At 73.4% G+C, this 19318-nt stretch carries 17 protein-coding genes, 1 pseudogene and 1 riboswitch; of the genes and pseudogenes, 14 read left to right on the top strand and 4 right to left on the bottom strand.

Going from position 1 to position 19318, the window contains the following annotated elements; all coding sequences use genetic code 11:
* Positions 1–113: 113 nt before the first annotated feature.
* Entirely contained in the window at positions 114–1178 is a 1065-nt protein-coding gene (gene trpD / locus ACFVDM_RS23480) for an anthranilate phosphoribosyltransferase (RefSeq protein ID WP_383643332.1), read from the top strand.
* 85 nt (positions 1179–1263) lie between these two features.
* A riboswitch (SAM riboswitch) is annotated at positions 1264–1381 on the top strand.
* Between the two features lie 194 nt (positions 1382–1575).
* A complete protein-coding gene (locus ACFVDM_RS23485) occupies positions 1576–2952 on the top strand; it encodes an aminotransferase class V-fold PLP-dependent enzyme (RefSeq protein ID WP_383643335.1) in 1377 nt (458 codons plus the stop codon).
* 71 nt (positions 2953–3023) lie between these two features.
* On the opposite strand, the gene ACFVDM_RS23490 is transcribed toward ACFVDM_RS23485, so the two are convergent.
* Together ACFVDM_RS23490 and ACFVDM_RS23495 are read right to left on the bottom strand one after the other, a co-directional pair.
* Positions 3024–3305 (bottom strand): Lrp/AsnC family transcriptional regulator, encoded by a 282-nt coding sequence (locus tag ACFVDM_RS23490; RefSeq protein WP_383643338.1) that lies wholly within the window; start codon positions 3303–3305, stop codon positions 3024–3026.
* A pseudogene (locus ACFVDM_RS23495) lies at positions 3302–4068 on the bottom strand (rhomboid family intramembrane serine protease). The gene ACFVDM_RS23490 and the pseudogene ACFVDM_RS23495 overlap by 4 nt, the downstream one beginning before the upstream one ends.
* 161 nt (positions 4069–4229) lie before the next feature.
* Between ACFVDM_RS23495 and ACFVDM_RS23500 the strand changes: the two are divergent.
* The 5 genes from ACFVDM_RS23500 (at position 4230) to ACFVDM_RS23520 (ending at position 9721) form a co-directional block, all read left to right on the top strand.
* Positions 4230–4472 (top strand): hypothetical protein, encoded by a 243-nt coding sequence (locus ACFVDM_RS23500; protein ID WP_383643341.1) that lies wholly within the window; start codon positions 4230–4232, stop codon positions 4470–4472.
* A gap of 32 nt (positions 4473–4504) precedes the next feature.
* Positions 4505–5869 (top strand): NYN domain-containing protein, encoded by a 1365-nt coding sequence (locus ACFVDM_RS23505; RefSeq protein ID WP_383643956.1) that lies wholly within the window; start codon positions 4505–4507, stop codon positions 5867–5869.
* A gap of 289 nt (positions 5870–6158) precedes the next feature.
* The gene (locus tag ACFVDM_RS23510) at positions 6159–7184 is read left to right on the top strand and encodes an NlpC/P60 family protein (RefSeq protein WP_383643343.1); all 1026 of its coding nucleotides are present in this window, start codon (positions 6159–6161) and stop codon (positions 7182–7184) included.
* A gap of 235 nt (positions 7185–7419) precedes the next feature.
* Entirely contained in the window at positions 7420–8451 is a 1032-nt protein-coding gene (locus tag ACFVDM_RS23515) for an NlpC/P60 family protein (protein WP_383643346.1), read from the top strand.
* A gap of 16 nt (positions 8452–8467) precedes the next feature.
* Entirely contained in the window at positions 8468–9721 is a 1254-nt protein-coding gene (locus ACFVDM_RS23520; protein WP_383643349.1) for a hypothetical protein, read from the top strand.
* On the opposite strand, the gene ACFVDM_RS23525 is transcribed toward ACFVDM_RS23520, so the two are convergent.
* A complete protein-coding gene (locus tag ACFVDM_RS23525; RefSeq protein ID WP_383643352.1) occupies positions 9678–10955 on the bottom strand; it encodes a glycosyltransferase 87 family protein in 1278 nt (425 codons plus the stop codon). The two genes, ACFVDM_RS23520 and ACFVDM_RS23525, sit on opposite strands and share 44 nt — an antisense overlap.
* Positions 10956–11055: 100 nt before the next feature.
* Between ACFVDM_RS23525 and ACFVDM_RS23530 the strand changes: the two genes are divergently transcribed.
* Entirely contained in the window at positions 11056–12198 is a 1143-nt protein-coding gene (locus ACFVDM_RS23530; RefSeq protein WP_383643355.1) for a glycosyltransferase family 4 protein, read from the top strand.
* Between the two features lie 64 nt (positions 12199–12262).
* Here the strand turns inward: ACFVDM_RS23530 and ACFVDM_RS23535 are convergent, their stop codons facing one another.
* Positions 12263–14059: an AMP-dependent synthetase/ligase gene (locus ACFVDM_RS23535; protein ID WP_383643358.1), complete on the bottom strand. Its 1797-nt coding sequence runs from the start codon at positions 14057–14059 to the stop codon at positions 12263–12265.
* A gap of 278 nt (positions 14060–14337) precedes the next feature.
* Here ACFVDM_RS23535 and ACFVDM_RS23540 point away from each other — a divergent pair, with 278 nt between their 5' ends.
* The 6 genes from ACFVDM_RS23540 (at position 14338) to ACFVDM_RS23565 (ending at position 19313) form a co-directional block, all read left to right on the top strand.
* Entirely contained in the window at positions 14338–15144 is an 807-nt protein-coding gene (locus ACFVDM_RS23540; protein ID WP_383643361.1) for a metallophosphoesterase, read from the top strand.
* Positions 15145–15240: 96 nt separating this feature from the next.
* Entirely contained in the window at positions 15241–15690 is a 450-nt protein-coding gene (locus tag ACFVDM_RS23545; protein ID WP_383643364.1) for an SRPBCC family protein, read from the top strand.
* Positions 15691–15695: 5 nt separating this feature from the next.
* Positions 15696–16907 (top strand): ArsA family ATPase, encoded by a 1212-nt coding sequence (locus ACFVDM_RS23550; RefSeq protein ID WP_383643367.1) that lies wholly within the window; start codon positions 15696–15698, stop codon positions 16905–16907.
* A 94-nt stretch (positions 16908–17001) separates the two neighbouring features.
* Positions 17002–17460, top strand: coding sequence for a DUF5304 domain-containing protein (locus ACFVDM_RS23555; protein ID WP_383643369.1), 459 nt, complete (start codon positions 17002–17004; stop codon positions 17458–17460).
* 72 nt (positions 17461–17532) lie between these two features.
* Positions 17533–18474: an ROK family glucokinase gene (locus tag ACFVDM_RS23560; RefSeq protein ID WP_073735568.1), complete on the top strand. Its 942-nt coding sequence runs from the start codon at positions 17533–17535 to the stop codon at positions 18472–18474.
* An 80-nt stretch (positions 18475–18554) separates the two neighbouring features.
* The gene (locus tag ACFVDM_RS23565; RefSeq protein ID WP_383643372.1) at positions 18555–19313 is read left to right on the top strand and encodes an endonuclease/exonuclease/phosphatase family protein; all 759 of its coding nucleotides are present in this window, start codon (positions 18555–18557) and stop codon (positions 19311–19313) included.
* Positions 19314–19318 lie beyond the last annotated feature (5 nt).

The raw sequence follows: 19318 nt of genomic DNA on the forward strand, positions 1-19318 counted from the left end.
TGATCGCCACAGCAGGAGCCCCGTCCATTCGCTGGACGGGGCTCTTCGCTGTCCGCGGCTCTCGATAGGGTGACCCCATCCCTTTTTTCGGCAATGGACCCCAGGAGCGGACCATGAACGTTGTGACCCCGGACGGCGGCGACAGCGTGGCGGCCCGTTCCTGGCCGGGCGTGCTGACCCCCCTGCTGCGCGGACAGGACCTGAGCGCGGACGACACCGCCTGGGCGATGAACCGCATCATGAGCGGCGAGGCGACCGATGTGCAGATCGCCGGATTCGCGGTCGCGCTGCGGGCCAAGGGCGAGACCGTCTCGGAGGTCTCCGGCCTGGTGCGCGCGATGTACGAGCACGCCGTCACCATCGAGGTGCCCGGACCCACCGTCGACATCGTCGGCACCGGCGGGGACATGGCCAAGACGGTCAACATCTCCACCATGTCCGCGATCGTGGTGGCCGGCACCGGGGCCAAGGTCGTCAAGCACGGCAACCGGGCCGCCTCCTCCGCGAGCGGTTCCTCCGACGTCCTGGGCAAGCTGGGCGTCAACCTGGAGCTGTCCGCGCAGCGGGTCGCCGAGGTGGCCGAGGAGGCGGGCATCACCTTCTGCTTCGCCGTGAAGTTCCACCCCTCGCTGCGGCACGCGGCCAAGGCGCGCGGCGAGCTGGGCGCCCCGACCACGTTCAACATCCTGGGCCCGCTCACCAACCCGGCCAAGGTGCGCTCCCAGGCCATCGGCGTCGCCGATCTGCGGATGGCGCCCATCGTGGCGGGCGTCCTCGCCGAGCGGGGCAACTCCTCGCTGGTCTTCCGCGGCGACGACGGTCTGGACGAGCTGACCACCACCGCGACCTCCCGCGTCTGGATCGCCCGGGACGGAGAGGTGCGCGAGGAGGTCTTCGACCCGCGCGACGTCGGCCTCGACCTGGTGCCGGTGGAGGCCCTGCGCGGCGCCGACGCCTCGTACAACGCGGATGTCGCCCGCCGGCTGCTGGCCGGTGAGACGGGCCCGGTGCGCGACGCCGTCCTGCTGAACTCCGCGGCGGCGCTGGCCGCCCTGGAGCCCTCGGACGCCCCGCTCACCGCGCGGCTGGCCGAGGGGATGGCCAAGGCCGCCGAGTCCATCGACTCGGGCGCCGCGGGCCGGGCGCTGGAGCGCTGGGTCGTCGCCAGCAACGCCTGATCCCGGCGGGGAGACGCCACGGGGCGCGGTCCAGATCCTGGACCGCGCCTTGCGCGTTCCCCGGCGTATGGCAAGATGCTGGGCAGGTCATGAGTGACAGCGACTACGGCCCCGGCCCGCTGTCCGGCAACCCTCCGTCCGTGGCGGGGTGCCCCGGGTGAAGACCAGGCCGTGGGCAGCGAGGCTTACGGCAAGCGCGGACCCCTCGACATCGTGAGATGTCCACCCGTGGGGTCCTGGTCCTCAGGGAGCCTCTTGTGAGCACGCGAATGCGATAGGGCGTTGCGGGCCTCGTTCGGCCCACGCCCTTCTCCGCACACCCTCTTTCTCTCTTCTCCCCGTGCTGCCGCGTACCCGCCGGCACGTGGATCTCGCCTGCCTCTTACGGGAGTTCGCCATGTCTGTCGTCACCGCTGCCTCCGACCGTTCGGTTTGTGCCCCGCTGCCCGTTCTGGGCAAGGACGTCACCGTCCCGCTGGTCACCGGTGGCGAGGTCACCTACGCCGCGCTGGACTACGCCGCCAGCGCGCCGGCCCTCCAGCGGGTCTGGGACGACGTGGCCGCCTACGCCCCGTACTACGGCAGCGTCCACCGCGGTGCCGGCTACCTCTCGCAGCTCTCCACGGACCTCTTCGAGTCCAGCCGCGCCACCGTCGCGGAGTTCCTCGGCTGCCGCGCCGAGGACCAGGTGATCTTCACCCGGTCCACCACCGACTCGCTCAATCTGCTGGCCGCGGTCCTGCCCGCCGACTGCCAGGTCTTCGTCTTCGAGACCGAGCACCACGCCTCGCTGCTGCCCTGGCGCGACGCCCGGGTGACCTACCTCAACGCCCCGCGCACCCCGGCCCAGGCCGTCGCCACGCTGGAGCGGGCGCTCGCCGACCGCGACCCGTACGGTCCGGCGCTGGTCTGCGTCACCGGAGCCTCCAACGTCACCGGCGAGCTGTGGCCCGTCAGGGAACTCGCCGCCGCCGCGCACGCCCACGGCGCCCGGATCGTGCTCGACGCCGCCCAGCTGGCCCCGCACCACCCGGTCGACATCGCCGAACTGGACGTCGACTGGGTCGCCTTCTCCGGACACAAGCTCTACGCGCCCTTCGGCTCCGGCGTCCTGGCCGGGCGCGCCGACTGGCTGCGCGACGCCGAGCCCTACCTGGCCGGCGGCGGCGCCTCCCGCACGGTCGCCCGGCGCGCCGACGGGGGAGTGGACGTCGAGTGGCACACCACGGCCGCCCGCCACGAGGCCGGTTCGCCCAATGTCATCGGCGTGTACTCCATCGCCTCCGCCTGCAAGGCGCTCACCGAGGCCGGCTTCGACGAGCTGGTCGCCCGGGAGCAGCACCTGGTCGCCGCCGTCCGCGCCGGACTCGCCGAGGTCCCCGAGGTCAAGGTCCTCTCGCTCTTCGGCGACGACGCCCCCCGGGTCGGTGTCATCTCCTTCGTCGTGGAGGGCTGGAACAGCTCCCACTTCGCCGCCGCGCTCTCCGCCGAGTACGGCATCGGGGTGCGCGACGGCCTCTTCTGCGCCCACCCGCTGGTGCGCACCCTGCTCGGCAGCGACCCGCGCGAGGTCGGGGAGTGCGGCGCGCCGGAGGCCGCCCCCGGCGAGAGGTCCCTCAACGCCATCCGGGTGAGCTTCGGCGCCGGTACGCCCGACGAGCACATCGAGCGCTTCCTCGGCGCGGTCAAGGAGCTCGTCGGCCAGGGTGCCCGGTGGAAGTACCGCACCGAGGACGGCCGTTGCGTCCCGGACCGCGGCGCCGCCCAGCTCTGAGCCCGACAGCACGGCGGCCGGGTACGGGATCGTCCCGTACCCGGCCGCCGTGGTGCGGTGGTCCGTCCGGCTCAGCCGTCCAGGCCGATGGCGAACGCCGCCTCCAGATCGTGCTGGGAGTACGTACGGAACGCCACATGGGTGTCCGTGGCCTCGACGCCGGGGATCTTGCTGATCCGGCCGGGGATGATGTCGGCGAGGTCGTCGTGCTGGGGGACCCGGACCATGGCGATCAGATCGTAGGTACCGGTGACCGAGAAGACCTCGCTGACGCTGTCCAGCGCGGCGATGGCCTCGGCGATCTCGGGAATCCGGTCCACGCTGGTTTTGATGAGCACGATCGCGGTGATCACGGCTGGCTTTCTCCCTCGGTGGCCGTGGCTGGAGACTTCACTCTAGAGCCTTGTGCCGGGAACGCGCCGGGCCGGGATCGCGCCGGTAGCGTCCCCAGGCGTAGAGGAAGCCGGTGGCGAAGCCCACCACATGGGCGAGATAGGCCACGCCCGGTCCGCTGCCCGCACCCTCGGCCGCCAGCCACTGGAGCGCGAACCAGAAGATCAGCACGATCCAGGCGGGGAAGCGCAGCGGCAGGAAGAGCAGGAACGGGAACAGGCTGGTGACCCGGGCCCGGGGGAAGAGATAGAGGAAGGCCCCGAGCACCGCCGAGATCGCCCCCGACGCGCCGACGAGCGTCTGGTCGGAGGTGGCGTGCGCGGCGGCGTAGGCCAGCAGGGCGAGATAGCCGCAGCCGAGGTAGAAGAGCGCGAACTCGGTGTGGCCCATCCGCTCCTCGGCCATCGCGCCGAACACGTACAGGAAGAGCATGTTGCCCAGCAGGTGCAGCCAGCTGCCGTGGACGAAGAGCGCGGTGAGCGGGGTGAGCACGGCGTGCGCGGAGCCGTCCCACAGCTCGCTCGGGATCACGCCCCAGCGTTCGAAGTAGCCGGCCTGGGCCGCGAGCAGGGCGTCCCCGGTGCCGTAGACCGGGTTGAACCCGGACAGCGGGCTGATCAGGAAGATCACACAGCACAGCGCGATGAGGGTGTACGTCACCGGGGGCCCGCCCGAGGTGGCCGCCCGCAGGATTCTGCCGGCCGCAGCCCGCCGATCGATCATGAACAGAGCATGACGCAAGCGGAGGGAACCGGACAGACCGCCTCGCCGTGCCGGTGGGAAGCGACAAGGCCGTAGGGTAACGGCAGGACATCCGCAGTTCGACGGCGCACCGCGAGATCCTTGGTCCGGCAGCTCACGGCTCTAGATAAGAGGACACACCGATGACGACGGTTCCCCAGCCGACCGACACCACTCGCTGGCGCTGCACGCTCTGCGGAAATCTGACCCGGTTCGATGTGACGCGCACGTCCAAGGTCGTCGAGTACGTCCATCTCGACCTGGCCGGGGAGTCCAGCGTCGAGGAACGCGAGGTGGTCAGTGAGACCATCGAGTCGGTGCGGTGCCGCTGGTGCAACGCGGTGGACCAGATCGAGCTGGTCGACAGGCCGGGCGCCGACTCCTGACGGGGCCGAGCCCAGACGGAACGAGGTGACGGATCGTGGAGCAGCCCGCCGGCAGCGCCGCGTCGGCAGAGGCGGCAGGCGACGCCGCGGAGGCGCTCGACCGTCCGCTGCCCGAACGGGTGCGGCGGCGGGTCGTCGCCCTGGTCGCGGACGCGTTCGGCGGTCTCACGGTCACCGAACTCCCGGCCCAGTTGAGGCAGTACGCCCGTTTCACGCCGACCCGACGGGCCAAGTTCGCCGGGAACGCGATGGCGGCCGCCCTGGAGAGCGATCCGTCGTTCCGCCGGCGCATCGGTGAGCGGCTGGGCGACTCCCAGCCGGAGCTGACCGCCGCGCTGACGGCCGGCGCCCCGCCCGCCGCCGCCGATCCGGTCGACGTGGCGGCCGTGGCCTATGTGCTGCGCCCGTCCGGCTGGGTCAAGCTGGTCGCCGCCGCCGGCGAGGAGGCCCAGCGGGCCGACGCCGAGCGCGCCGACGAGGAGAGCCGGCTCGAACTGGACCGGCTGCGCGAGGAGCTGGAGCGGGCCCGCGCCCAGACGAAGAGCGAGACGGACCGGCTCCGCGCCGAACTGGAGGCGTCCCGCAAGGAGGCCGAGGCCCTCCAGCGCAAGCTGCGCAGCGCCCTCAACGAGGTGAAGCGCGGCGAGGCCGCGCTGCGCCGGGCCGGGGCCGAGGCCGACGCCGCGCGCGCCGATGCGGCCGCCCAGCTCTCCGCGGCCGAGAGCGAGGCCCGGCGGCTGCGGGCCAGGCTCGGCGAGGCCGAGGCGTCCGTCGAGGCGGGCCGCAGGGCCGCCCGGGAGGGGCGCTCGGTGGAGGACATGCGGCTGCGGCTGCTGCTGGACACGGTGCTGGAGGCGGCCTCCGGGCTCCGTCGCGAACTGGCCCTCCCGCCCTCGTCGATGCGCCCCGCGGACGGGGTGGACGCGGTGGAGCCGGGCCGGATGTCGCCCAAGGACATCGCCGCCCGCGCGCTGTCGGAGACGGACCCCGCGCTGCTCGACCAGTTGCTCGCGCTGCCGCAGGCCCATCTGATCGTGGACGGCTACAACGTCACCAAAACGGGTTATCCGCAGATGCCGTTGGAGAAGCAGCGGCTGCGGCTGCTGGGCGGGCTCTCGATGCTCGCGGCGCAGACGGGCGCGGAGATGACCTGTGTCTTCGACGGGGCGGAGCTGGCCGCTCCGGTGCTGCTGGCGCCGCCGCGCGGGGTGCGGGTGCTGTTCAGCAAGCCCGGTGTCACGGCGGACGAGCTGATCCGTCAACTGGCCCGCGCCGAACCGCCCGGACGCCCGGTCGTGGTCGTCTCCACCGACCGCGAGGTGGCCGACGGAGTGGCGAAGGCGGGTGCTCGCCCCGTAGCGTCCCTCTTGCTCCTCAAGCGGCTTTCGCGCGTCTGACGCAGGTTGTCCGTTCTCGCCGGATATCGCGGAACGGACCGTCAAGTCGCCGCTACACCCCGTGCGATGTGAGTAAAGAAGTGCCGTCCGGGCTCAGTTTTTTCCCGTGAGGATTTGAACTGATCACAAGATGGTTACTAAGGTCGGGCCTCGAACCTTCGCGCGGTTGATCACCCATCCGGGGTGGCAGCGGAGGGAGCGCCGAATCCGTGACCGTACGGAGCCGGGGATTTCACCTCCCCCACATGCCCGGTAGGCGGCTCGAACGAGGAAGAAGGAGCTCGCCTTCGTGGCGTCCCACCGTCGTCCCAAGCAGCCGAGCCGCACCCGCGTGACCGTGCTCACCGCCACTGCCGCCGCCGCCGTGGCGCTCACCTCCCAGGCCGCCCACGCCGACCCCAAGCCGACCAAGAGCGAGGTCAAGGCGAAGGTCGACAAGCTGTACCACGAGGCCGAGGAGGCCACGGAGCAGTACAGCGGGGCCAAGGAGAAGCAGACCAAGCTCCAGAAGCAGATCGACGCCATCCAGGACAAGGTGGCGCGCGGTCAGCAGGAGCTCAACACGCTCCGCTCGGGCCTCGGTTCCCTCGCCGCCGCGCAGTACCGCTCCGGGGGGCTCGACCCCTCCGTGCAGCTCTTCCTCTCCTCGGACCCGGACAGCTTCCTCGACCAGGCCTCCGCGCTGGACCAGCTGACGGCCAAGCAGGCCCAGTCGCTGACGAAGATCCAGGAGAAGCAGCGGGGCCTCGCGCAGGAGCGCAAGGAGGCCCAGGACAAGCTGAGCGACCTCGCCGACGTCCGCAAGACCCTCGGCGAGAAGAAGAAGAAGCAGCAGACCAAGCTCGCCGAGGCGCAGAAGCTGCTCAACACCCTCACCGAGGCCGAGCGCGCCAAGATGCGCCAGGACGACCTCCGCGCCAGCCGCGCCGCCGGTGAGCGCATCGAACTGGGCAACGAGGCCCCCGCCTCCGCCCTCGGCGCCGCCGCCCTCAAGGCCGCCAGCACCCGCGTCGGACTGCCCTACGTCTACGGCGCCACCGGCCCCGGCTCCTTCGACTGCTCGGGCCTGACCCAGTGGGCCTACGCCCAGGCCGGTGCCAACATCACCCGCACCACGTACAGCCAGATCGCCCAGGGCACCCAGATCGCCCGCAGCCAGCTCAAGCCCGGCGACCTGGTCTTCTTCAGCGGCACCTCGCACGTCGGCCTGTACGCCGGCAACAACACCGTGCTGCACGCCCCGAAGCCGGGCACCTATGTGCGCTACGAATCGATGAACACCGTCGGCAGCTACCAGACCGCCGTGCGCATCTGATCACGCCCGAACGGGCGAAATTCACGCGCCCCGAACTGACCGCCGCCCCGCCGGAGACCACAGGTCACCGGCGGGGCGTCACTGTGTGTACCGCCGCCGGGCCCGGCGTGGTCTTTGTCCGCCGTGTGATCACGCGACTACTGTCTGGCTGCCGCGCAGCTCCGCTCCGGTCCGCCCGCCCCGGGCGGCGGGGGCCGCGCGCGCCTGCGCACAGCGGAAGGGAGTACGGCGTCCTGTGGTGTCCCATCGCCGTTCCACACAGCCCGGCACGAGCCGGAGCGTCCGGGTGACCGTCGTCTCGGCCGCGGCGGCGACCGCCGCCGCGGCGCTCGGCGCGAGTGCGGCGCACGCCGAACCGCAGGACACGCCGCGGACCGCGGGGGCCCGGGTCGACCGCCTCTTCGCCGAGGCCGAACGCGCCACCGAGCAGTACAACCGGGCCGCGGAGGACACCGTCCGGCTGCGCGGCCAGATCGGCCGGGCCCAGGACCGGGCCGCCCGGGTCCAGGAACGCGTCAACCGGCTGCGCGAGGAGCTGGGCTCGGCCGCCCGCGAGCAGTACCGCTCCGGCGGCATCGACCCCTCCCTCGCCCTGCTGCTCTCCTCCGATCCGGACACCTATCTGGACCGGGCCGCCACGCTCGGCCGGGTGCACGACAGCCGGGCCCTCACCCTGTCCCGGCTCCGCAAGGCGCAGCGCGCGCTCGCCCAGACCCGGGCCGAGGCCGCCGGGGCCCTGGCCGAACTGGAGCGCGGCCGGGCGGCCGTCAGCAGCCACAAGCGCACCGTCGAACGCAAGCTCCGCGAGGCCCGCCGGCTCCTCAAGGCGCTCCCGGCGAGCGACCGCGACAGCTACGGCCGCGCCTCGCGCGGCGCCCGTACCGACGCCTCCTGGGCCCCGGGCGGACTCCCGGCGGGCTCCTCGCGCGCGGCCGCCGCCGTCGCGGCCGCCACCGGCGCGCTCGGCCGGCCGTACGTCTGGGGCGCCAACGGGCCCTCCGGATTCGACTGCTCCGGGCTGATGCAGTGGGCGTACGCCCAGGCCGGGGTGAGCCTGCCCCGCACCTCCCAGGCCCAGCGGTACGCGGGCCGCCAGGTGCCGCTCTCCGAGGCCCGCCCCGGCGACCTCGTCGTCTACCGGGCGGACGCCAGCCATGTCGGCATGTACGTCGGCGGCGGACGCGTCATCCACGCCCCGTACCCCGGCGCCGCCGTCCGCTACGACCCGGTCGGCATGATGCCCGTCTCCTCGGTCACCCGGGTCTGACCGTACCCTCGGTCATGTGGCTGGTCAGGGGCGTACCGCGGTGCGGGCGCGCGAAGGACGACGGCGGGCGGCGGGTGCCGTGCTCGCCGTCCTGCTGGGCGCGGCCGGCTGCGGGGCCCCCGCCGACCGGGCCCCCGACACCACCGCCCGCGACGTCCGCGCCATCCTGGACCGGCGGGCCGACGCCGTGCTCCACCACGACCCCGGGGGCTATCTCGCGGTCGTCGCCCCGGACGCCACCGCCCTGCGCACCGCCCAGCGCCGGGAGATCGCCCACCTCGCGGACGTGCCGATCGGCTCCTGGAGCTACCGGGTGTCCGATCTGGACCCGCACGGCGCCGACCGGGTCACCGCCGAGGTCCGGCTCGGCTACCGGATCAAGGACTACGACGCCGCGCCCGTCTCCGTGGACCGGGTCCTGGAGCTGGAACGGGACGCGGAGGACGGCCGCTGGTACCTCACGGCCGACCGGGCCGCCGCCGGCGGCGGGCGCCAACTGTGGGAGCAGGGCGACATCGAGGTGGTGCGCGGCAGCCACAGCCTGGTGCTGGGCGTCGGCCGCTCCCGCGCGGAACTGGACGGGATCGCGGCCACCGCGGACGCGGCCGTCCCGGCCGTCTCGGCGGCCTGGCCGGAGCGCTGGGCCGGACGCGTGGTCGTGCTGGTGCCCGGCACGGTGACCGGCATGGCGGAACTGCTGGGCTCGCCGGCCGCGAACTACCGGGGCATAGCGGCCGTCACCACCGGGGAGACCGGCGGTTCGGGGAAGGCACCCGCCGACCGGGTGATCGTCAACCCGGAGGCGTACACGATGCTCGGCTCCTTCGGGCAGCACGTCGTCCTCACCCACGAGACCACCCATGTCGCGACCCGCGCCCGGACCTCCTCGGCCACCCCCTCCTGGCTCTCCGAGGGCTTCGCGGACTGGGCCGCCTACCGCGACGAGGAGCGCACGGCCGCCGAGGTCGCGCCCGAGCTGGCCGACGCCGTCCGGGCGGGCGAGGTGCCCGCCGCGCTCCCCACCGACGAGGACTTCGGCTTCGCCGGGGACGCCGACCGGCTGGCGCGCGCGTACGAGGGGGGCTGGCTGGCCTGCGCGCTGATCGCCGACGAGTGGGGCGAGGCGAAGCTGTTCGCCTTCTACCGGGCCGTCGGGGGGCACTCCGGGAGGGACGGGGCGGTGGAGCAGGCCCTGCACGAGGTGCTGGGGACCACCCCGCAGGACTTCACCGCGCGCTGGCGGGAGTATCTGAGGAGCCGGCTCGGCTGACCGCGGGCGCCGGGGACCCCGTCCCCGCCGTGTCCGCCGCCCCGGCCCGCGGCTCCGGCCGCACCGTGTCCCGCCAGAGCGTTGCCCCCGCCGTCAGGCACGCCGCGACCAGCAGACCGTTGCGCAGGAACATCAGCGTCACCCCGGTGGCGTCACTGGTCACCACATGGATGAAGCCCAGCGGGAACTCCAGCTGGGTGACACCCGTCGCCACCAGGACCAGCCCGGCCGGCCACGCCATCCGGCTCTCCCGCAGCACCAGGCAGACCGCGGCGAGCCCCACCAGCCACAGCATGTACTGGGGGCTGATCACCCGGCTCGTGGTGGTGAACAGCAGCACCGCCGTGAACGCCGCGTCCGCCGGCGTGCTCACTCCGAACGTCCGCGCCCGCAGCCGCCACACCAGCAGCCAGCCGAACGCCACCGCGCTCAGCCCCAGCGCCAGCGTGCTGACCAGCGGCACGTGCGGGCCCAGGAACTCCAGCGAGCCGTAGTGCAGCTCCACCCGGCCCTCCCAGCCGAACTGCCGCGCCACATGGAAGACCAGCGCCCCCAGCGACTCCACCTCGGTGCCCCGGTCGCGCTGGAAGCCCAGGAACGCCAGCGCGCCCGGCGCCGCCGCCGCGCACAGCACCAGCAGCCCGGCCGCCGCCCCGGCCGCCGTCGTCCACGCCAGCCGGGTCGCCCGGCCGCGCGCCGTACCGGCCAGCACCAGCACCGGCCACACCTTCAGCAGCGCCCCGAACGCGGCCAGCGCGCCCAGCACCCGGGGATGCCGCAGCCCCGCCAGCAGCGCCGCCACCGCGACGGCCGTCACCATCACGTCGTAACGGGCGTACGCCGTCGTGCCCAGCAGCGGCACCCCGGCCACCCAGACCCAGACCCCGGCCGTGCGCCGCCCCGGCCCGTCGCTCGCGCGCAGCAGCAGCGCCAGCACCAGTCCGTCGCAGAGGAACGCCAGCACGAAGAAGGCCGAGGCGTAGTCCAGGAAGGGCAGCAGCCCGGGGGAGAGGATCGCCAGGGCCGCAGCCGGCGGGTACTGCCAGGTGACGTCCGACTGCGGATAGCTGCCCGACCTCAGCACATCGGCCCAGCCGTGGTAGATCACCGACACGTCGCTCGTCACGTCCGGACCCGGCAGCGTGATCACCTTGACCACGCAGAGCAGCAGCAGGGACCTGGTCAGCGCCCACACCGCGAAGGCCGCCGACCGCGTGCCGCTCGTACCCCTCATGACCCGCCCTCACCCGTTGTCCGCGTGTACGAGGAGCCATGATGCCCGGTCGCCCGGTGCGAAACCCATCGGACGGGGCCGCCCGGTACTGTCGGCGGCGATGGACAAGACCCTGATCGTGACCAATGACTTCCCGCCGCGCCCCGGCGGCATCCAGGCGTTCCTGCACAACATGGCGCTGCGGCTCGACCCGGACCGGGTCGTCGTCTACGCCTCGACCTGGAAGCACGGCGCCGAGGGCGCGGCGGCCACCGCCGCCTTCGACGCGGAGCAGCCCTTCCCGGTGGTCCGCGACCGTACGACGATGCTGCTGCCGACCCCCGGCGCGACCCGGCGGGCCACGGCGCTGCTGCGCGAGCACGGCTGCACCTCCGTCTGGTTCGGCGCCGCCGCCCCGCTCGGCCTGATGGCCCCGGCCCTGCGCCGCGCGGGCGCCCGCCGGCTGGTCGCCACCACACACGGCCACGAGGCCGGCTGGGCCCAGCTGCCTGCCGCCCGGCAGCTGCTGCGGCGGATCGGGGAGTCCACGGACACGATCACCCATCTGGGCGAGTACACCCGTGCGCGGATCGCCTCCGCGCTCACCCCGGCGGCCGCCGCCCGGATGGTCCAGCTGCCGCCCGGCGTCGACGAGAAGACCTTCCACCCGGACTCGGGCGGGGACCGGGTGCGGGCCCGGCTCGGGCTCACCGACCGGCCGGTCGTCGTCTGCGTCTCCCGGCTGGTGCCGCGCAAGGGCCAGGACACCCTGATCCTCGCCATGCCCGCGATCCTGGCCCGGCACCCCGACGCCGTGCTGCTCGTCGTCGGGGGCGGGCCCTACGAGGCGGAGCTGCGGAAGCTGGCCCGGGAGACCGGGGTCGCCGATTCGGTGCGGTTCACCGGGGCGGTGCCCTGGGAGGAGCTGCCCGCGCACTACGGGGCCGGTGACGTCTTCGCGATGCCGTGCCGGACCCGGCGCGGCGGCCTCGACGTGGAGGGCCTGGGCATCGTCTATCTGGAGGCCTCCGCGACCGGGCTGCCGGTGGTCGCGGGCGACTCGGGCGGCGCGCCGGACGCGGTGCTCGACGGCGAGACCGGCTGGGTGGTGCGCGGCGGCTCGGCCGAGGAGGCGGCGGAGCGGATCCTCGCGCTGCTGGACGATCCGGAGCTGGCCCGGCGGATGGGGGAGCGGGGCCGCGCCTGGGTCGAGGAGAAGTGGCGCTGGGACCTGCTGGCCGAACGGCTGAGGGAACTGCTCTGAGCCGGTACGCGCGAGGGGGCCCGCACCGGTCCGGTGCGGGCCCCCTCGCGTACGGCTCACGCGGTCACGAGCGGTAGATCGACTCCACCTCGTCCGCGAAGTCCTTCGCCACCACGTTCCGCTTCAGCTTCAGCGACGGGGTGATGTGGCCCGCCTCCTCGGTGAACTGGGCGCCCAGGACGCGGAACTTGCGGACCGACTCGGCCTTGGACACCGCCGCGTTGCCGTCGTCGATCGCGCGCTGCACCTCGGCCAGCAGCTCCGGGTCCTCGCGCAGCGAGAGCGCGGTGGAGCCGGCGGGCTTGCCGTGTTCCTCGGCCCAGCGGCCCAGGAACTCCTCGTCCAGGGTCACCAGCGCGCCCACGAACGGACGGCCGTCGCCGACCACCATGCACTCCGCCACCAGGGCGTGGCCGCGGATGCGGTCCTCGATGACGGCGGGGGCGACGTTCTTGCCGCCGGCCGTCACGATGATCTCCTTCTTGCGGCCGGTGATCGCGAGGTAGCCGTCCTCGTCGAGGGTGCCGATGTCCCCGGTGTGGAACCAGCCGTCGGCCAGCGCCTCGGCCGTGGCCGCCTCGTTGTTCCAGTAGCCGGAGAACAGGTGCTCGCCGTGGAGCAGCACCTCGCCGTCGTCCGCGATGCGCACCACGGAGCCGGGCAGCGGCTGGCCGACCGTGCCGATCTTCTGCCGGTCCCAGGGGTTGAAGGCGGTGGCCGCGCAGGTCTCGGTCAGCCCGTAGCCCTCCAGTACGGTGAAGCCGATGCCCCGGTAGAAGTGGCCGAGCCGCTCGCCGAGCGGGGCGCCGCCGGAGATCGCGTACTCGCCCCGGCCGCCGAGGACCGCGCGCAGCTTGCTGTAGACGAGCCGGTCGAAGAGCTTGTGGCGCAGGCGCAGGCCCAGCGACGGGCCCTGCGGGGTGGAGAGCGCGCGGCTGTAGGCGATCGCCGTGTTCGCGGCCCGGTCGAAGATCTTGCCCTTGCCGTCGGCCTGCGCCTTGGCCCGCGCCGAGTTGTAGACCTTCTCGAAGACCCGGGGCACGCCGAGGATCAGCGTGGGCCGGAACGAGGCGAGTTCGTCGGTGAGGTTCTTGATGTCCGGTACGCAGCCGAGCTTGATCGGCGCCATCACGGAGGCGACCTCGACCAGCCGGCCGAAGACGTGCGCGGTGGGCAGGAAGAGCAGGACCGAGCACTCGCCGGTGCGGAACAGCGGCTTCAGCCGCTCGACCACGTTGCCGCACTCCGCGAAGAAGCTGCGGTGGGTGAGCACGCAGCCCTTGGGGCGGCCCGTGGTGCCCGAGGTGTAGACGATGGTGGCCGGGTCGTCGGCCTTGGCGCTCGCGGCGCGCAGCTCCACGGTCTCCTCGGAGACGCCGGCGCCCTCGGCGGTCAGGGTGTCGATCGCGCCCCGGTCGATCTGCCACACATGGCGCAGCTCCGGCAGCCGGTCGCGCACGGAGGCCACGGTCCCGGCGTGCGCGTCGCTCTCCACCAGCACCGCGACCGCGCCCGAGTCGCCGAGGATCCACTGCACCTGCTCGGCGGAGCTGGTTTCGTACACCGGCACGGTGACGGCGCCCGCGCTCCAGATCGCGAAGTCCAGCTGCACCCACTCGTAGCGGGTGCGCGACATCAGTGCGACCCGGTCGCCGGGCTCCACGCCCGCGGCGATCAGGCCCTTGGCGGCGGCCCTGACCTCGGCCAGGAAGGCCGTGGCGGTGACGTCCGTCCAGACGCCCTCCACCTTGCGGCTCATCACCGCGACATCGGGATGCTGAGCGGCATTGCGGCGGATGAGATCCGTCAGGTTGCCGTCCGAGGGGACCTCGTACAGGGCCGGAAGGCTGAACTCGCGCAAGACTGCTGCTCCTCATCGGGCTCCGGTGCCACGGCTCTGTGTGATGCACCGGCGCGGTCCAAGATGGCGGGTGCTCAGTGGGGTGAGCACGACTGGACTGCCCGGACGTTACCCACCAGTACTCGGTTCCGGATAGGGGGTTCGGGCCAGATGTCTTATGCGTCACACAGATTGGTGGTCCTCTCCCGCACAGTAGTGCACCGGGACCGCCCGGCGGAGGTAACCGCAGGTAGGACCGCCTCTGTCCAGACGCGGGCCGGAGTCCTAGGGTGAGCGCCATGCGAGCAGCGGCGAACGGCGGGGCAGCGGTCCGGAAGGGGCGCACCCGCGTCCATGTGGTCAGCGACGTGCACGGCAACACCGAGGCACTGGCCCGCGCCGGGGACGGCGCCGACGCCCTCGTCTGCCTCGGTGACCTGGTGCTCTTCCTCGACTACGCGGACCACTCGCGCGGCATCTTCCCCGACCTCTTCGGCGTGGAGAACGCCGACCGGATCGTCGCCCTGCGCACCGCGCGCCGCTTCGAGGAGGCCAGGGACTTCGGCCGGGCGCTCTGGGCGGGCCGGGACCGCGACGCCGCGATCGTCTCCGCCGTGCGCAAGCAGTACGCCGAGATGTTCGCCGCGATGCCCTCGCCGACGTACGCCACCTACGGAAACGTCGACATCCCCGCCCTGTGGCCGGAGTACGCCGGCCCCGGCACCACCGTCCTGGACGGCCGGAGGGCCGAGATCGGCGGACTGGTCTTCGGCTTCGTCGGCGGCGGCCTGCGCACCCCCATGCGCACCCCGTACGAGATCGACGACGAGGAGTACGCCGCCAAGATCGAGGCGGTCGGCGACGTCGACGTGCTCTGCACCCACATCCCGCCCGACGTCCCCGAGCTGACCTACGACACCGTGGCCCGCCGCTTCGAACGCGGCAGCCGGGCCCTCCTCGACGCCGTCCGCCGCACCCGCCCCCGCTACGCGCTTTTCGGCCATGTCCACCAGCCGCTGGTCCGCCGGATGCGGATCGGCGCCACCGAGTGCGTGAACGTCGGCCACTTCGCCTCGACCGGGCGGCCCTGGGTGCTGGAGTGGTGACCGCGCCCCGGGCCCGGAGCGCCGGACGCACGCGATAGCCTTCTGGCGGCAGGCCTCTGCCGACGGACCGGTACACCGCACTGGAGGGCCACAGCGATGGCTGAACACACCAGCTCGACGATCACGATCGAGGCGGCACCGGCCGACGTCATGCGGGTGATCGCCGACTTCGACCGCTATCCGGAATGGACCGGCGAGGTCAAGGAGGCGGAGGTCCTGGCCACCGACGACAAGGGCCGCGCGGAGAAGGTCCGGCTGGTCCTGGACGCCGGGGCGATCAAGGACGACCACACCCTCGCGTACACCTGGATCGGCGACTACGAGGTCGGCTGGACCCTGGTCAAGTCCCAGATGCTGCGCTCCCTGGACGGTTCGTACGCGCTCGCGCCGCTCGGCGACGGCGACCGCACCGAGGTCACCTACCGGCTGACCGTCGACGTCAAGATCCCCATGCTCGGCATGATCAAGCGCAAGGCCGAGAAGGTCATCATCGACCGGGCCCTGGCCGGTCTCAAGAAGCGCGTCGAGTCCGTCCCGAAGGGCTGAACCCCGTGCGTACGGTCCTGGTCACCGGCCCCGGCGGCGCCGGCCGTACCACCGCGGCGGCGGCGACCGCCCTGGCCGGATCCCGACGGGGCGACCGCACCCTGCTGATCACGGCAGGCCCCGTCCCCGGACTCCCCGCCCAGGCCGTTCCCACCCCCGTCACCGACACGCTGGACTGCGTCACGGTCGACTCCGGCACGCACTTCCGCGCCGAACTCCTCGCCCTCCAGGAGAAGCTGTCCGGTCTCCTCGGACTGCTCGGCGGCAACCCGCTGGACGGCGAGGAACTCACCGAGCTGCCCGGCAGCACCGAACTGGCCCTGCTCCACACCCTGCGCCGCGCCGCCCGGGGCGACTGGTCGCGGCCCGGCTACGACCTCCTCGTCGTCGACCTGCCCCCGCTGCGCGAGGCCCTCGCCCTGCTCGCCCTGCCCGAACGGCTCCGCCGCTATCTGCGCCGGCTGCTCCCGCAGGAGCGCCAGGCCGCCCGCGCCCTGCGCCCGATGCTCGCCCAGCTGGCCGGGGTGCCGGCCCCCGCCCAGTGGCTGTACGAGGCCGCCGCCCGCCGCGACGCCGAACTGGCCGAGGTCCAGGCCCTGATCGAGGACCGCGCCACCACCCTGCGGCTCGTCGCCGAACCGGGCCCCGCCGCCGAGGACGCCCTGCGCACCGCCCGCACCGGCCTCGCCCTGCACGGACTGCGCGTCGACGCCCTGCTCGCCAACCGGGTGCTGCCCCGGCACTCCGCCGACCCCTGGTTCGCCGCGCTCGCCGCCCAGCAGGACAAGACCCTCGGCCGCTGGGACGCCGAGCCGCCCGCCGGGGCCGCCGCCGTCCGCCTGCCGCACCTGGGCCGCGACCCGCGGGGCGCCGAGGACCTGGCCGCCCTGGAAGCCCCGGCGCCGGACCGCCGCGAGGAGGGACGCGCCGAGGACCCCTGGTGGATCGAGGAGGCCGCGGGCACCGAGGGGGCCGAAGGGAGCGCGGGGGCCGACGGGATACTCGTCTGGTGCCTGCGGCTGCCCGGCGCCGTCAAGACGGACCTCCAGCTGGTCCGCAGGGGCGGCGAACTGCTGCTGACCGTCGGCGCGTTCCACCGCATCGTCCCCCTGGAGCCCGCGCTGCGCCGCTGCACCGTCGCCGGCGCCGCCCTCACCGACGGGGTGCTGCGCGTGCGGTTCGTCCCCGACCCGGAGCTGTGGCCCAGGACGGGCTGAACGCCGTACCACCGTTCGGGTAACGTCGGTGGTACGCGACCGGTATCCGTCCGGTGCGCGGGGCCGCAGGCCCGCCACGTCGCAGGAGTCCGCCATGAGCGATGCCACCGATCGTCCCGTCGACGACGACGCCTGGGCCCAGGCCTGCGCCGAGGACCTCGCCGCCGAGAAGGCCCGCCGCCGCGCCGAGCACGGCGCGCCGCCCGGCTCCGCCGCCGAGGAGCTGCGCAAGCTGGTCGACGCCGTGGCCGACAAGCTCGGCTCCTTCCAGGCGCCGCTGCTCGGCGCCGCCGCCCAGGGCGCCGTCCAGCAGGCCATCCGCCAGGCGAAGGCCGCCGTCGAGCCCGTCATCGAGCGCAATCCAGACGTTTTCGACCACATCGCCGCAGCCGGCAGCGAACTGCTCGCCGCCTACCGCTCGGCGGTCGAGGGGCAGGAACGCCGCTGGACCCAGGGCGCCGGCGACCCCGCGGGCACCGAATCGAAGGCGGACGACGCCTCCGGCCCCCGGGACGAAGGCCCCGGCGGGGGCGAACACATCGACCTGGACTGACCGCAGCGTCAGGACAGGCCCCGGCCTCGGGTACGGTTGCCTCAGCGGGGCTCGACCGGAACTGAGGGATTCATGGGACTCACCATCGGCGTCGATATCGGCGGCACGAAGATCGCGGCTGGAGTGGTCGACGAGGAGGGCCACATCCTCTCGACCTTCAAGGTGCCGACCCCGCCGACCGCCGAAGGCATCGTGGACGCGATCGCCGCGGCGGTGTCCGGCGCGAGCGAGGGACATCCCGTCGAGGCGGTCGGCATCGGCGCCGCCGGCTACGTCGACGACAAGCGGGCCACGGTGCTGTTCGCACCGAACATCAACTGGCGGCACGAGCCGCTGAAGGACAAGGTCGAGCAGCGCGTCGGCCTTCCCGTCGTCGTCGAGAACGACGCCAACGCGGCCGCCTGGGGCGAGTACCGCTTCGGCGCGGGCCAGGGCCACGACGACGTCATCTGCATCACGCTCGGCACCGGCCTCGGCGGCGGCATCATCATCGGCAACAAGCTGCGCCGCGGACGCTTCGGCGTGGCCGCCGAGTTCGGCCACATCCGGGTCGTCCCGGACGGGCTGCTCTGCGGCTGTGGCAGCCAGGGCTGCTGGGAGCAGTACGCCTCCGGCCGCGCCCTCGTGCGGTACGCGAAGCAGCGCGCCAACGCCACCCCCGAGAATGCCACGATCCTCCTGGCGCTCGGTGACGGCACGGTCGAGGGCATCGAGGGCAAGCACATCAGCGAGGCCGCCCGGCAGGGCTGCCCCGTGGCCGTCGACTCCTTCCGCGAGCTGGCCCGCTGGGCCGGCGCCGGACTGGCCGACCTCGCCTCGCTCTTCGACCCCTCCGCGTTCATCGTCGGCGGCGGCGTCTCGGACGAGGGCGAACTGGTCCTCGACCCGATCCGCAAGTCCTTCCGGCGCTGGCTGATCGGCGGCGAATGGCGCCCGCACGCCCAGGTGCTCGCGGCCCAACTCGGCGGCAAGGCCGGACTGGTGGGTGCGGCGGACCTGGCCCGACAGGGCTGATCCACCGTCACGGACGAATCGACCGGACGCCCGTCGCGCCCTCTGGGGGGTGACGGGCGTCCGGTCGTATCGTGAGGCGCATGGCCACGATGACGTCGCTGCCCGAGTCCCGTACCGAACAGGACGGTTCGGCCGTCGTCCGGGTGCTCGGCTACAACATCCGGTCGATGCGCGACGACTGCGAGGCACTGGCCCGCGTCGTCCGCGCCTGCGCCCCGGACCTGGTGCTGATCCAGGAGGCGCCGCGCTTTTTCCGGTGGCGCAAGCGGGCCGCCTGGCTGGCCGCCCGCACGGATCTGGTGGTCCTGGGCGGCGGTGCCACCGCCGCCGGTCCGCTGCTGCTGTGCTCGCTGCGGGCGACGGTGGAGCGCACCGAGGACATCCTGCTGCCGCTCACCCCGGGGCTGCACCGCCGGGGGTTCGCCACCGCCGTGGTCCGGATCGCCGGAACCCGGATCGGGGTGCTGAGCTGTCATCTGAGCCTTCAGCGCCGGGAGCGTCTGGCACAGGCACGGCTGCTGCTGGAGACGGTGGAGTCGATGGGCGTGGACCATGTGGTCGTCGCCGGGGACCTCAACGACGTCCCCAGCGGGCGGGCCTTCCGGCTGCTCGCCGGGCGGCTCCAGGACTGCTGGGAGGCGCACCCCCTCGGCGGGGAGTACACCTTCCCGCAGCACGACCCGCTGCGGCGGCTGGACGCGGTCTTCGCCACCCGGGGCATCGAGGTGCTGGGCTGCGGGGTCCCGGAGGACCTGCCGGGGATCCGGCGCTCCGATCTGCTCGCCGCGACCGATCATCTGCCGGTGCTGGCGGCGCTGAGGGTACCGGCCGAGGGCTGAGCCGG

Origin of the sequence: Streptomyces sp. NPDC057682 (genome assembly GCF_042799575.1) — a bacterium.
Taxonomy (GTDB): Bacteria; Actinomycetota; Actinomycetes; order Streptomycetales; family Streptomycetaceae; genus Streptomyces.